This is a genomic window from Liquorilactobacillus satsumensis DSM 16230 = JCM 12392 (assembly GCF_001435195.1).
Lineage (GTDB): Bacteria > Bacillota > Bacilli > Lactobacillales > Lactobacillaceae > Liquorilactobacillus > Liquorilactobacillus satsumensis.
In genome coordinates this window covers 1-14,533 of sequence record NZ_AZFQ01000053.1, presented here as the reverse complement: position 1 = coordinate 14,533, position 14,533 = coordinate 1, and the positions used below count along the sequence as shown (strand labels likewise).

Annotated in this window: 14 protein-coding genes; 6 read left to right on the top strand and 8 right to left on the bottom strand. The window is 39.5% G+C overall.

All coding sequences use genetic code 11. The features are described 5' to 3' along the window. Positions 1-111: 111 nt before the first annotated feature. Together FD50_RS09875 and FD50_RS09870 are read right to left on the bottom strand one after the other, a co-directional pair. Positions 112-1,092: a Gfo/Idh/MocA family protein gene (locus tag FD50_RS09875; RefSeq protein WP_056961387.1), complete on the bottom strand. Its 981-nt coding sequence runs from the start codon at positions 1,090-1,092 to the stop codon at positions 112-114. After that, positions 1,089-1,772 carry a ribose-5-phosphate isomerase A gene (locus FD50_RS09870; protein WP_235803461.1) on the bottom strand — a complete coding sequence of 228 codons (684 nt, stop codon included), beginning with the start codon at positions 1,770-1,772 and terminating at the stop codon, positions 1,089-1,091. Before FD50_RS09870 ends, FD50_RS09875 begins: the two co-directional genes overlap by 4 nt. A gap of 272 nt (positions 1,773-2,044) precedes the next feature. Between FD50_RS09870 and FD50_RS09865 the strand changes: the two genes are divergently transcribed. Continuing rightward, positions 2,045-2,887 carry a MurR/RpiR family transcriptional regulator gene (locus FD50_RS09865; protein WP_056961386.1) on the top strand — a complete coding sequence of 281 codons (843 nt, stop codon included), beginning with the start codon at positions 2,045-2,047 and terminating at the stop codon, positions 2,885-2,887. 71 nt (positions 2,888-2,958) lie between these two features. Here FD50_RS09865 and FD50_RS09860 read toward each other — a convergent pair whose 3' ends face one another. The 3 genes from FD50_RS09860 to FD50_RS09850 form a co-directional block, all read right to left on the bottom strand. After that, the gene (locus FD50_RS09860; protein ID WP_056961384.1) at positions 2,959-3,597 is read right to left on the bottom strand and encodes a DUF421 domain-containing protein; all 639 of its coding nucleotides are present in this window, start codon (positions 3,595-3,597) and stop codon (positions 2,959-2,961) included. A gap of 9 nt (positions 3,598-3,606) precedes the next feature. Then, a complete protein-coding gene (locus tag FD50_RS09855; protein WP_056961382.1) occupies positions 3,607-4,050 on the bottom strand; it encodes a DUF3290 domain-containing protein in 444 nt (147 codons plus the stop codon). Positions 4,051-5,142: 1,092 nt separating this feature from the next. Continuing rightward, complete coding sequence (locus tag FD50_RS09850; RefSeq protein ID WP_056961380.1) at positions 5,143-6,084, bottom strand: helix-turn-helix transcriptional regulator; 942 nt, start codon at positions 6,082-6,084, stop codon at positions 5,143-5,145. Between the two features lie 115 nt (positions 6,085-6,199). Between FD50_RS09850 and FD50_RS09845 the strand changes: the two genes are divergently transcribed. Next, entirely contained in the window at positions 6,200-6,589 is a 390-nt protein-coding gene (locus tag FD50_RS09845; protein WP_054757973.1) for a VOC family protein, read from the top strand. Here the strand turns inward: FD50_RS09845 and FD50_RS09840 are convergent. Next, positions 6,530-6,841, bottom strand: a complete 312-nt coding sequence (locus FD50_RS09840; RefSeq protein ID WP_056961378.1) for a hypothetical protein — start codon at positions 6,839-6,841, stop codon at positions 6,530-6,532. The genes FD50_RS09845 and FD50_RS09840 overlap by 60 nt on opposite strands. 116 nt (positions 6,842-6,957) lie before the next feature. Here FD50_RS09840 and FD50_RS09835 point away from each other — a divergent pair, with 116 nt between their 5' ends. From FD50_RS09835 to FD50_RS09825, 3 genes are read left to right on the top strand one after another with little or no spacing between them, the layout of a single operon-like run. Then, complete coding sequence (locus FD50_RS09835; protein WP_056961376.1) at positions 6,958-8,490, top strand: ABC transporter permease/substrate-binding protein; 1,533 nt, start codon at positions 6,958-6,960, stop codon at positions 8,488-8,490. A 1-nt stretch (position 8,491) separates the two neighbouring features. Further along, entirely contained in the window at positions 8,492-9,490 is a 999-nt protein-coding gene (locus FD50_RS09830) for an ATP-binding cassette domain-containing protein (RefSeq protein WP_056961374.1), read from the top strand. Beyond that, on the top strand, positions 9,468-10,808 hold the full coding sequence (locus tag FD50_RS09825; protein ID WP_056961372.1) for a dihydrolipoyl dehydrogenase family protein: 1,341 nt from the start codon (positions 9,468-9,470) through the stop codon (positions 10,806-10,808). The genes FD50_RS09830 and FD50_RS09825 overlap by 23 nt, the downstream gene beginning before the upstream one ends. A 213-nt stretch (positions 10,809-11,021) precedes the next feature. Here the strand turns inward: FD50_RS09825 and FD50_RS09820 are convergent, their stop codons facing one another. Continuing rightward, positions 11,022-11,780, bottom strand: coding sequence for an SDR family NAD(P)-dependent oxidoreductase (locus tag FD50_RS09820; RefSeq protein ID WP_054757971.1), 759 nt, complete (start codon positions 11,778-11,780; stop codon positions 11,022-11,024). A 164-nt stretch (positions 11,781-11,944) separates the two neighbouring features. Next, positions 11,945-12,448: a class Ib ribonucleoside-diphosphate reductase assembly flavoprotein NrdI gene (gene nrdI, locus FD50_RS09815; protein ID WP_054757970.1), complete on the bottom strand. Its 504-nt coding sequence runs from the start codon at positions 12,446-12,448 to the stop codon at positions 11,945-11,947. Between the two features lie 767 nt (positions 12,449-13,215). On the opposite strand from nrdI, the gene FD50_RS09810 reads away from it, so the two are divergent. Further along, a complete protein-coding gene (locus tag FD50_RS09810; RefSeq protein WP_056961369.1) occupies positions 13,216-14,424 on the top strand; it encodes an NAD(P)/FAD-dependent oxidoreductase in 1,209 nt (402 codons plus the stop codon). Positions 14,425-14,533: the final 109 nt, after the last annotated feature.

Sequence of the window (14,533 nt, the reverse complement as noted above, 5' to 3'; positions counted from 1 at the left end):
AGAATTTTGACTTATGGAACACGTTTATGCGGAATAAAAGAGGGGCTGTGACAAAAGTTAACTTTTGTCACAGCCCCATGACTTGAAGTAGGATACATTTGTAGTTGTTTGTTAGTCAAAAGGATAACGCATGCCCCACTGTGTACGGACATTATCCAGAATGTGGGTTACGTCGTGGGATAAGGACAACTGACCATCATCGTGACCGCTTTCGATATACCGTTGCATATCTTCTACCTCGTAGCAGAGGGCTTCATCTGCATTTCCGGCCGTTAGGACTTCGGAGTGCTGGGAGTGCGCATCTGCGGTGTATGTGATTTTGGCAGCAGTTGCACGCGGATAATTTTCAATTTCGATGTAACCTTTTGTACCTGAGATAACTCCCCGTTTAGGCTGCTTTGCACGCATTGAAAGGGCCATTACTACAAGTTGTTCTTGCGAATTCTTCAGAATGATTCCGGACTGTTCATCAACTCCTGTTTCGAAAAATTTGACAGTTGTCAGTGAAACATTGGGTTGTGAGGACAGAAATGTACGGGCAAAAGCAGTTGCATAACCACCAATATCTAGTAAAGCTCCACCTGCCAGGTCTTTGTTGAAGAAACGGTTGCTGGGATCATAATCTTTAAGGCTTCCAAAATTGACTTGGACGAGTTTTGTTTCACCAATCTTTCCAGCTTTAATTAGTTTTTTGATTTTGGTGAAAAGTGGCATGTGATAAAGCGTAAAACCCTCTGTTAAAATGAGTCCTTTTTCCGCAGCAAGTTGTTGAACTTCATCAAATTGGCGTGCGTTTACAGTGATGGCCTTCTCACAAAAAACATGTTTTCCAGCGTTCAAGGCTTTTTTAATGTACTCGTAATGATAGGTATGGGGCGTAGCAATATAAATGATGTCCACCTGAGGATCATTGATCAGCGCTGTCGCGTCCGTATACTGTTTTTGGATATGTTTTGAGGACGCGAATTCTGCCAATTTTTCTTGATTAATATCGGCAACTGCATAGATTTCGCCATTAACGGTGTTCAAAGCATCTGCCATCTCATGTGCAATCCAACCTGTACCAATCATGCCCCAATTATATTTTCTCATTTGAACTCATCCTTTCTGATTTCTTTGACGGAATTATCTGCTTCAAGTGCAAGAACATTAGTGACATAATCTTCAAAAAAAGAAGTTCCAATGACACCATTTAAACTAGCCGCTTTATGCGCAAAAGTGGTAATCTCATGCCAGTTTTGTGCGTAACAATCCAAAAGACAATTGCCGCTTGGAGTACGAGCAAAGCTGGCAACCGTACTTGCTAAGCGTTGCTGGATTTGAATACCAGGAGCACTTAGCAGGGAGCTGACTGTTGAAACAGCAGGACTGATGACTTCAAGGGTTAGCGGAATAGCTGGATTTAATTGTGGTGTCAAACGCTCACTCTTTGTTAAAATAATATAAGCTTGTGCTTTTTGGGCACAAATTTTTTCTAGTGTGTGAATGCCGCCGTTGCTTTTAAGCGCACGCAGCTGGTAATCAAGACTGTCACAGCCATCGAATGCTAAATCGAGGTCTTTGATTTGCGTCAATGTGGTCATTTTAAGCCCAAGCTTCAAGCAAGCCTGGTAAGTTAATTCAGAAGGGGTGCAAAGTGTAAGCTTTAGTTGTGGTTTTGTCGCCAAAGCAACGGCCAAGTCGTGCACATTGCTGCCTCCGCCTAAGCTAATCGTCATTCCGGGCTTGATGAATTCTAAGGCTCTCTCAGTAATTGCAGTAATAATTCTCACCTTCTTGTAATTTATTTTCTTAAAAAATAAATTAATGAAATTAATTTACAAGAAAAGGATACAGCGCGCGGGTCTCTTTGTCAACTCATAAGAATTTTGTGGGACGAGTAGTCAAAGAGGAGGCACAATCAGTGGAAAGGACTGGTAAATAAAGATCTGCTAAGGTAAAGTGACAGATGGCAGGTTAATTTTTGAGTCACGCTGTGAATTGAAAATAATTGTAATGTGGTTAGACACGATCATTGGCGTACTCAAAACAAAGGAGAAAAACCATGGAGGATAATAAAAACATAGTTGATGTTTTATACAGTAGTGTCAATAAGATGACACAGTCTGACAAAAAAATTACGCAGGTTATTTTGCAAAATCCTGCAGCAGTTGTTAATTACACTATTTCAGAACTTGCAACGCAAGCACAGGTTAGTGAAGCATCGGTTTCTAGGTTTTGCAAGAATTTGTCGTTATCAGGATTTCATCAATTAAAGATTGATTTAGCTAAGGTAGTAAGTGATGACACTAGTTATTACAAAAATGTGGATTACGATGATTTGCAAGCAGCTTTGGCGAGTATCAAGGACAATAAGGTCGCCGAGATCACGAACACTTTAACAAAGATACCTACAAAAAATGTCGAAAAGATCCTAAAATTAATTGAAAACGCACGAATATTACAGGTCGCAGCAGAAGGCAATACCTTTCCGGTTGCAGCCGATGCCGCTTATCGTTTTAACCAGCTGGGTATTCTAACAATTAGCGCAGAGTCTTGGCAAACAGCAATTGCACAAACGCTTAACTTACAAGCCACTGATGTTTTGCTGGTGATCTCGAATTCAGGGGAATCGCGTGCGCTGCTTAAGCAAGTTAAAGTTGCTCATCAGGGCGGGTTGAAAGTGATTGCGCTGACTAACCGTGCGGATTCACCATTGGGGCTTGCGGCAGATTTACACTTAACAACTGCAGTGCGCCAACGAGTATTGCAATCTGAGTATTATTTTTCGCGTGTAGCTGCAATGACTGCGGTTGAAGCGCTTTTCTTACTGCTCATTGCAAAGAATAAGAAACGGTTGGAGAATATCAAACAACATGAGAATTTGATTTCGGATGAAAAGCTTTGAAAAACGGTTGGGAATAGCTGCACTAAATGTGGTAAGAAATTAGTTGAAATGCTAATTATGGACAGGTTGAACTATTTTTTGGCATAGGGTACCAAATGGAGTTGCTGTGCTTTATATTCACCTAAATAAACATCACTGAGTTCTTGATAACCCTGTCTATGAATTTCGTGTTCCAGCCAGTGAGTGTCTTTGTTTAAAAGTTCAAGGACATCTGGATTGACTTGTCCGTCTACAATCAAAGGATAGCGAATATTTTCTGCGCCATACTCGATGACAACGAGTTGACCGTTTTGTTCTAAAATGCCGCTCTTAACTTTGCTTAGTTCATAGACGCCATGTGCACGCAAACGAAACATCAATTCATTTGCGGAAATTCCACGACGCAGGCACTCTGATACATTAACGCGACCATCTCTAATTAGCACATGCGGTTTACCGTCAATAATATTTTTAAGATAACGATTATGTTCTTTTAGAAACTTCGTGATTAAAACGAGCAATGTCCAAATAAGCAAAACCATTACAAATTGCAAAGTAGTAATCTCGTTATTATAGATGACGCCACCAATAATGCCTCCCAGAACATAATTTTGAACTTGATCTAAAGCGGTGGTAGGGGCTAAATTACCTTTTCCAAGTAGATTGATTTGTAAAATTAAGCACAAAATTCCTAAAGATAACTTGATAATAATTGGGTTATATAAGTCCATTGTGATCTCCTATTTTTTAATATTAATTTGACTGTCAATCAGGTGCGTTCTGGTCAGTGTATAATCAGTTTGATTTGCATTTAGATTTACCCGGTAGTAAGCATTTTTGAGCTTAACTACGATCCCATCGCTAAGCTGCGTTGAATTAACGAATATTGTCTTTTTACGAACATGTTTTTCCTGTGCAATTTGGGTAATGAAGGTGACCATCTGGAAAGATTGGGCATGCTGATTTTTGGCCTGTGTGTAATCTGAATATTGTAATCCAAGCATAAAAAGCAACAGTAAAAAAACAATAATACTCAAGTCGCGATACTTAACTTGAATCCGATGTCGCAGATAAAGAGTGATTGCAATTATTAAAGCAAGCACTAGCAATCCCGTTACAAAATATTTAATGAAATTACTTAAATGTAATTGGTTTTCTATGAAGTTAATGCCAAAGAATGTCAATGTTTCACTTCCCTAATTAGTTTAGACTATATAGTATTTTACGCTTTATTAATTAAGATTCAAAAGAATTATATAATATTTTAAGCAGCCTTTTTGATCATTCAAGGGACCGCTTTTTCTGTGCATTAATTACAGTCATACACTGGCGCACAAAAGCAGGACCATAGTGATTTTTAACATTTTTCAACCAATTTACAGGGGGCGACTCGGTAGCTAGAATAGGTTGCAACCATTGATTAGTAGGCATAAGTTTCAGCAGTTGTTGTTTTGTAAATTGACCAAAAAAAGGTTAGCTCCAAAGTAAGCTGCAAGTCTAGTTTGGAATGCAGGCTGTTCAATCTGATGTAGCAAGAGGTTAACGTTGTTCCAGGCCCCCAGTAGCATTTTGAATGAAAGAAATTCATTTTTAAGGTCAAATGAAATTTTCTTGTGACCGCCAGCAATCAGATGGCATTTTGATCACCCCAACTAAACGTGAGTGTTCCAGGTGAAGTAATAGTTTTAATAATGAAAGGTCCTCTCCAGACAGCTTTTATTTTGATCCTTAACAAAGCAAAACGTTAATTCGCAGTTCTTAACTTTACTCCCCCTTAATTGAGACCTCTAAAACTCCAAATAAAAAAGCCCCAGCAACTTAATGCAGGGACGAAAAATCGTGGTACCACCCAAAATTCACTACGGATTTAGTAATTCGCAGCCTCAAAACACAGCTAATAGCTATGTTATTGACGATATCGAGTCAAAGCGTGCCATCAGCTTGCACCCATAGCAAAACTTCAAAGTTATCTTCCCCAAATCTTCAATGCTGTTCTTTCACCTTCAACAGTCGCTTTATAGCTAGTCAATTTAGGTACTCTTTCCTTCAACATTCAAAATATTCTACTTTGTTTTAGTTGGTATAGCTTGTACTTTTATTTAATTCAATCACTAGTTTAAATTTTTTACCTCGCCACCATTAATAACCCTTACCGCTCTTTCTAAGTTAAGCTGGTGGACTGTGCACTCTAAAATTTGGAAGCTCAAAAACTTCATCCCGCTGATCACTGAATTTGGGTAAAGAATTTCCAACTAATCTTAACGTGTCTCGTGAAGCTATATATGATTGAGGTATGAAAGATTATCTGCTAATTTTTTTATAATTAATTTCTTTAATCTAGTCGGTTTGATTGCTGTAATTTCTTTTCCATAAGATAAAAAGTAATTTGAAATAAAATTCTCTTCATCCTTGTTATAGTAACCTTTAATAATCGGAGTTTTTTTAGTATAAATCAATGTCATTGATGGATAGTTTTCTTTGATAAAGATATCAACTCCCTTATCGGTTATTGCTACCTCAAAATCAGTCGCATTATCATTTTTGAATTTCTTCTTAAGAATTTTTTTTGCTTTTTCAGTCTTAATAGGACGTATCTTTTCATTGACAGACAACGAAAAGATTTTATCACACCTAAATACTTGAAGTTTTTCACTCTTATGATTATATGCCGTTACATACCATTGTCCAAAAGAACTAGATACCTTTAAGAATTGAACAGTGTATAAATAATTGATATTTGCACGTTTATAGTTAATATCATTTACAGTATTACTTATTGCAGAATATAAGATGTCTTTCAAAAGCGGGCATTTATTCACTTGTTTTGCGGAAAAAAAATTGAGCACTGTTTCCATTCTGGCTAAATTTGATTTATGCTTTTTAGAAATACAAGCTTCAAATTTTTGATTTAATTTTTGCAAATCCAAATCAAACGGAGTAGCTTGAAATCCTTTTAATGTAAGTATTGAGAAATACATAGCATACATTTCGTCAATGGAAAAGATAATCGGGGATAATAATCGATTCCCCAAAATACCATATCTTCCGTATCTCCCGTGCTCAGCAAAGATAGGCATCCCAATCATTTCCAATGACTGGATATCTCTAAGTGCAGTGCTTTTAGAAATATTGTACTTTTCCATTAAATCACTTAAGTTAAAATAGCTCTTATTATTCAGATATATCAGCATAGCATTAAGACGCTCTGATTTGTTCATAATACAATTCCTTTCTGCAATAAAGGTATCATACTTTGAAACCTTTATCTAGTACCCTATAAATACAGTAGAAGAAGATAAAAATAAGTTCTACTGATAAAAAGGAGCATTACTTATGAGTACAGAGTTGGTAAGTTTTTTGTCAATGAACGGAGCTGGAAATGAGGCAATCAGTTTTTATGAAAAATATTTGGGTGCTATCTGTGTTTTTAAAGAGACCTATCAAGATCATCTTATTTCTCACTCCGTCTTACAATTAAAAACTGGTGGAATTTTGATGATTAACGAAGAACCATTAGATAACAAAGAATATACCTCAGGAAATGGACAAAGTATTTGTATTCAATCCTCAAATTTAGAAGATACAAAAAATTTGTTTAACGGTTTAACAAGCGCTAAGGGCACCCAAGTAATTCAAAAATTAGCCGAAGTGCCCTTCAGTCCCTTATTTAGAAAGTTTAAAAAATTTGTTCCTAAAATTACCAGAGAATTCGTGGTTCAGTAGTTCAGCTAATCTTGTCAAACCAGTGTCTTTTTGCCAAAAAATGGTGATTTGAACTGCGTGCAACAGCCAAGTTAGGTGGGGTGCAATTCGGAGCGTTGCCCAGGTCACATTATTTTTTTCCTGTTGTTTTAACAGCCAATAAGAACTCGCACTAGCTGCAGCTAGATTGCAAGCCATCAGTGTTACTCCTTGCGGCAACACACTTTGAATTGTTTGCGCGCTTGGATCTTTTAGTAAATCGCTGACTGTCATATTAGTTTCCCCCATTGTTTTTGGTTACAGTTACACTTTTGTCGTAAATGGGCAAATCTCTTTTAATTTAGTATACAGTGTCATAGCATATAAATATAAAGAAGGGTGGAGAAAATTTGTCAACTTTAGTAAATACACTCGTAGAACGGCACGCGCAGCTGCTTAATGCGACTTTTCAGCATCTAAATATCTCGCTGTTAGCATTATTGTTAGCTGCCATAATTGCAATGCCACTGGCCTATTGGACAGCAGATCATCAGAAAGCAGCCTCTGTGCTGCTGCAGGTTGCTGGGGTCTTGCAAACGATTCCTTCGCTAGCACTCTTAGGATTATTGATTCCGTTAGTAGGAATTGGCACGGTGCCTACAATAATTGCATTAGTAATCTATGCACTTTTGCCAATTTATCAAAACACGTACATAGGACTTACAAATATTGATCCTTCATTAATTGAAGCCGCAGATGCTTTTGGAATGACACGCAGCAAAAAATTAGTTAAGGTTCAGCTGCCACTTGCTGCCCCAGCTATTCTTGGTGGAATTCGCACAGCTTTGGTGTTAATAATCGGCACAGCGACACTGGCAGCTTTGATCGGTGCAGGTGGATTAGGTTCCTTTATTTTATTAGGAATTGACCGTAATAATGTCAACTTGATTTTAATTGGTGCACTTTCAGCCGCACTCTTAGCCATTATACTTAGCAGCTTGGTGGCTTGGCTGGCACGGCATCATTGGCAGTGGACTGCTGGTCTGGCTGCACTTTTAATTGTCGGATTTGGCGCTAATCAACTGTTTGCAATGACACAACGTACAGAAACAGTTACCATTGCTGGTAAATTAGGCAGTGAACCTGATATTTTGATCAATATGTACAAGGAGCTGATTGAGCAAGATAATCCTAAGATTCAGGTACAATTGAAATCGAATTTTGGGAAAACTACCTTTTTGTTTAATGCTTTAAAAGCTAAAGATATTGATATCTATCCTGAGTTCACAGGAACGGTGCTTGAAACACTTGTTAAAGTACCTAAAAAACAACAAAACGAAAAGCGAACACCACAACAGACTTACAGTACAGCTAAGCGGCTGCTTTTACAGCAGGATCAGTTGGCATACTTGAAGCCGATGCAGTATGAGAATACATACGCGCTTGCCGTGCCAGAAACACTGGCTAAGGAAAATCAACTTACAAAAATCTCTGATTTAACTAAGATACAAGCTAAAATAAATGCGGGTTTTACACTTGAATTTTTAGATCGCCCGGATGGTTACCGCGGGATTAAAAAGGCCTATGATTTGAGTTTTAAAACACGTTCTTTTGAACCATCGTTACGCTATGCTGCAATTCACGACGGTCGTGTTAATCTGGTGGATGCTTTTTCGACCGATTCAGAGCTAGTTCAGTACCATCTTAAGGTCTTACAAGATGACAAACATCTTTTCCCTTCATATCGGGGAGCACCTTTAATGACCCAAAAATTTGCAAAAGAACATCCTGGGATTGTAAAGAGTCTAAATAAATTAGCTGGAAAAATTTCAGCTACTCAGATGCAAAAAATGAACTATGCGGTCAATGTTGAAAAAAAGGACCCTGCTACAGTTGCACATGCGTATCTTGTTAAACACAACTTGCTAAAAAGGGGGAATTAAGATGACAAAACAGGGGGAAATAGCCATTGAATTCACCCATGTACAAAAGAAGTTTAGCGGCAAGGCAGTTATTAAGGATTTGAATCTTGCTGTTCCTGCAAATCAGATCTTCGTGCTGGTCGGTCCTTCTGGAAGCGGGAAAACAACTATTTTAAAAATGATTAATGCTCTTATTCAACCCAATGGCGGTGAGATTACCATTAATGGCAAGAAAATCACAGAGTATCGGGTACAAGATCTGCGCTGGCAGATGGGATATGTGCTGCAACAAATTGCCTTATTTCCTAATATGACAGTTGCCCAAAATATTGCAGTGATTCCTGAAATGAAAAAAATGCCTAAGAAAAAAATCAAAGAGCGCATAGAAACCTTGTTAGCGCAGGTAGATCTGCCGGCTGCTAAATATGCTGAGCGTTATCCACGTGAACTTTCAGGGGGTGAGGCTCAGCGAGTTGGGATTGTGCGTGCACTGGCAGCTGATCCACCGCTGATTTTAATGGATGAACCTTTCAGCGCGTTGGATCCACTTTCACGCACGCAATTGCAAAAATTGGTGTTAAGGTTACAGGCTCAACTGCATAAAACAGTGGTCTTTGTTACTCACGATATGAATGAAGCTTTGAAGATGGGGGATGCAATTGCTGTTGTTCATCATGGAAAGATTCAACAGGTGGGCACTCCGCGAGAAGTTCAACTGCATCCTGCAACTGAGTACGTTGCTCGCTTTTTTGCAGATACTCAAAAAAGAGATCTTTTAGGAGCAACATTAGCTGAAATAATTACAACTCAAGCTGCTCAGAAAATTGAAGCTACGCCAGCAAAACCGGTTGCTGCACAGGCAACTATTTTAGATGTCAGCGGGCAGCTTTCTATGGGAAAGGTTATTTATACTCAAGACGAACATGGTAATTACTGGGAGATTACGGCTGCAACTGTCTTGCAGTTTTTGACGCTGGAGGAAAGGAAGGATCAGATAGATGTCAGAAAAGAAAAGGTTTGACACAATTATAATTGGTGCCGGTCCAGGGGGCTTGGCAGCGGCTTATAAGCTTGCACAAAAGCAGCGTGTATTAGTGATCGAGAAGGGCCTTTGGGGCGGAACTTGTCCTAATTGCGGCTGTGACCCGAAAAAGATGTTGTATGGTGTAGTCGAGACTAAACGGCAGGCACAGCTTTTTGCCCAGACTGGGTTAGAGGGAAGTCTGGCAATCGATTGGTCCGCACTAATGGCTTTTAAAAAAAGTTACACAGATTCGATTCCTGCAGGAACAGAGCAGGGATTGGCTCATGCTGGAATTGCACACCTTCACGGAACAGCACATTTCCTTGATCTGAATACGATTGAAGTCGACCACACTAGCTATCAGGCAAGAAACATTGTGATTGCAACGGGGGCCCAACCATTTATTCCTGAGATTCCAGGCAAAGAGTACTTGCAGACTAGCACTGACTTTCTTTCACTGGAACATCTGCCAGCCGAGATTGCTTTTATTGGAGCGGGGTATGTGGCGGTGGAATTAGCAAATATCGCTGCTCAAGCCGGCGCGAAGGTGCATCTTATTCAGCATAACAAACGAATATTACGTGGCTTTCCTGCAGAGTATGGCGAAAAAATAATTGCAGCGTTAACAGCTAAAAAGGTTACCTTCCATTGGAATTGTGAAGTTGCGAAAGTTACTAAAGAACAACATCATTTATCCATTAAAGGGACTCACGGAGAACAAATTGTAGTCGATAATGTTTTTGCAGCAACAGGACGACCAGCAGCACTCGACGATTTACAGCTAGCCCATGTTGGAATTGAAAGTGATCAGCGGGGGGTCAAAGTGAATGACCATCTCCAAACGACCAAGGCGAATGTTTACGCAATCGGGGATGCAGTTTCTAAGTCACTACCTAAATTAACACCAGTTTCTGGATTTGAAGGAAACTATGTCGCAGAGACAATTTTAGGAGCTACTGCGCCCATCAATTATCCCGTCATAGCGCACACGGTTTTTGCAGGTCCAGAATTGTCACAAGTGGGAGTTTCTCTTGCTTGGGCACAAAAACATCCTGCAGATTACAGTATTAATACGCAAGCAGTTGGGAGCTGGTATACTTATCAACGTCTGCGGGATAATGATGCACAGGTAACTACGATTGTGACTAAAAAAGCAAATCACTTAGTTGGAGCGGTTGTCTATGCTGCAAATGCGGAAGAATTAATTAATTATTTGACGGCATTAATTACGCAACAGCTCCCTGCCACAGCCTTAGCAAATTGGATGCCGGTTTATCCGAGCGCTGCTAGTGATTTAAAGTATTTATATTCATAGGAAGAGTGTGACATAAGTCGGGAAAATTTTGAGTGCTAACTCGAAATTACGAACATAGCGAGTACTTTGCTATGAGTAATTCGAAGTTAGACGGAGAATTTTGACTTATGGAACACGTTTATCCGGAATAAAAGCGGGGCCTGTCAAAAATTAATTTTTGACAGGCCCCGCTTAATTTTACGTTGAATACTTTTAATCTAGATTGCTTATTTCTTATTTTTGGACGGGTTGTCCACTGTAGATCTCGAAACCAGTTGAAACTGGAATGTTTTGACCTGTAATTGCATTGGAATCTTCGGAAGCTAGAAAATAGATTACTTTGGCGATTTCTTCAGGTTCTGCTAGCCGCCCAAGTGGACTGGCTGCTTCAAATTGTTTGATAACTTCCGGCGGATTAGCTTGGAACATCGGTGTATTCGTAGGACCTGGAGCAACGTTATTTACACGAATATTGTATTTACCATAATCCAGCGCCATTGCGCGGACAAGATTAACCACTGCACCCTTAGCAGCATTATAAGCAGCCATATTGTAATCACCGGTCAATCCGGAAATTGAGGCAGTGTTGACGATGGTACCCGACTTTTGTGCAATCATGTCCGGGACAAAATATTTAGCTGTTAAAAAAATTGATTTGACATCAACTGCCATAATACGATCCCAAGCGTCTTCGGCAACTTCATGCAATGCACCTTTAGTAAAGATTCCAGCATTGTTTACGAGACTGTCAACGCGGCCAAAAGCCTTTGTAGTAGCTTCCTTTAGTGCTTTAACAGATGCAGCAGAAGCTACATTGGTTTTTTGAAAGACAACCTGATTTGCAGAGTATTTTTGTGCAAGTTGTGCGGCAACTTTTTCGCCTGCTTCTTGATTAAAATCGGCCATCATAACATTCCAATTTTTCGATAAAAATAGTTTGGTGGCGCTTAGTCCCATTCCAGAAGCTGCACCAGTGATCATAACTGTTTTCATAGCAATTCCTCCATTCCAAATTACCTTAAGTGTAACATTTTTTAAGAATTAAAAGGCTGAATTTTACAGCTTTTTATCTTTATTAAGATTCATTTGTGCATAGTATTAATGCTCAAAGTTAAATATTCCTCGAAACGCTAATACTTGGAGAAGGTCAGTGGTTTTTAATCAGTTTTGAGGGCCTGCTCAAATTCAGTTTGACGCGTGTTTAGATGAGCATAGACTTTTTGGACATCTTTAGGAGTTCCACGCAGCTCGAATAAATCAAGGAGTGGGAAACCAAAGTGAGCCGCATACTGTTTAGCCGTTAAACCAAATTGGGCATTAAAGTTACGATTACCGCTGCCAACAACACCGTAACAATTTTTATAGTTATCAAAATCTGTTAGTGTATCATATAACTCCGTTGTCAAAATTTCATTATTTCCATTATTAATACCATTCCCACCGCCTAAATAAGTTGGCACAAAGACTGCAAAGGGGCCCTGAATCTCTAAGGGTGCGCTAGCTTCGGAGACCTCATCGAGGGTCACTAGACGGTTGCGTGCATTCTGCGCATGCATTTCCTGTGCATATTTTTGCATTTTCTGTACAAATGCGCGTGTATTTCCTTCGATACTGATATATACAATGTGGAGTGTTGGTTGAGCTGATTTTTCGTTTGTCATATTAACACCTTTCATAAAAGAGCTGGTTTGTTGGGAAAAGAAGGAAACGAGTTACTTTTTAATTCAATGTGTCCGTTCAGGCTAAGTAGCGGCACTTCTACATAACGTGCTCCCAGCACCAGCCTCCTGCGCCTAACCGCAAATTACGCATAGACACAGCCCGTCTATTTTGTAATTTGTTGTTAATGCTCAAAGGCTAACGATGCTTGTCGGCACTTCTACATAACGTGCTCCACCCCGCAGCCTCCTGTGCCTAAGCCAGCATTACGTGTAACCAAACCCAGGTTACTTTGTAATGCAGACCTAGTCTACGGATGCTGAGCGCAGGGTGTCGGCACTTCTTTCTTAACGTGCTCCCAGCACCAGCCTTTTGCGCCTAACCGCAAATTACGCATAGACACAGCCCGTCTATTTTGTAATTTGTTGTTAATGCTCAAAGGCAAACGGTGCTTGTCGGCACTTCTATCATTGCATTCCCACTATATATAGTATTACTTATTTTTAAAATGCACAATCAATAGTTACAACTAGTTTTAAGCTTAAAAATATAATAAATCTATTTTTTAAAAATCCAGGTACCATTTGGAGTTACGTCAAAAAGTTCGCACTTTATTTTTTAAAACCTTGATTTTTGTTGATGAAGCCTAGTTTATGAGCAATTTGCTAATGATTTTTCTACGAATATTTTATAATGAAACGTGTGATGCCCGTATTATAGAGCTAACTAAATATTTTAAGTGAAACTTTGTCAGAAAGAGGGAATTAGCATGGCGCAGGACAGTAAACATTTTAAGTATCTTTTGATTGGTGGCGGTATGGCAGCTGACAAAGCTGCAGCAGGAATTCGTACTGTGGATCAAACTGGCACTTTAGGTATCATCTCTGCAGATTCTGACGCTCCTTATGCACGACCAGCACTCAGCAAAAAGCTATGGGTAGATCCAGATTTTAAAGAAACAGACACTGATTTTAAAACAGCAGCGGAGTATAAGGCTGAAATCTTTTTGAATACCACAGTTACGGCAATTGATCCCCAAGCACATACTGTAACAACAGCTGATGGGACACAATTTAGCTATGATAAATTGCTACTGGCCACTGGAAGCCAAGCATTGCAGATTCCAGGTCCTGCGAGTGATTTGGCAATTGCTTTACGCTCAAAAGCAGATTATCGCAAGATCCGTGCGTTCAGCGGGCAACACAAACAAGTGTTGGTTGTCGGCAGCGGGTATGTTGGGAGTGAAATTGCAGCTGGGCTTATTCAAAACGATACACAAGTCACAATGGTAATCAGCGGTAAGCGAATTTATGAAGATCGTTTTCCAGGCTATTTAAGTGAGGCGTACCAACAAAAATACCTTGATGCTGGCATAAAAATTTTGACAACAGCATATGCTAAGAACTACGAAGTGAAAGATGGAAAGGTTGAACTCCATTTAGCAAGTGGTAAGACACTTGTAGGTGATGGCCTTGTTCTTGGTATCGGTGGCCGCTCTAATTTTAAGTTGGGGAAAGCTGCAGGTTTGGCGACTGATCACGATGGGATTATAGTTGATGAACAGTTAAAAACTTCGGCACCAGACATTTGGGCTGCTGGAGATATTATCTCATATCCGGACAAGATTCTTGGACGGCAAAGCTCAGCACATGTTAATCATGCGGTTAAGTCCGGGATGATTGCTGGTAAGTCAATGGCAGGAGCAGCAGTAACATATGATTACACACCATCTTTTTACAGCTGGGTCTTCGATATTTCTTGGGATGCACTTGGTCATATTAGTTCGCAAATGCAGATGTATGCGGAAAAACTACCGGGTAACAAGAGTGTTGTTTATTACTTTGATGAACATGGGCTTATTCAAGGGATTCTTTCTTGGAATTCTAAAGTTAGTCTGAATCATCTACGGCACTTACTTAAGAAAAAGCCCACGCTTTCACAATTACAGCAAGTTTTGCCTTTAGAAAAAGTTGAATAGCTTTTAGACTGAGAGTGTGACATAAGTCGGGAAATTTTGAGTGCTAACTCGAGATTACGAACATCGTGAGTACTTTGCTATGAGTAATTCGAAGTTAGACGGAGAATTT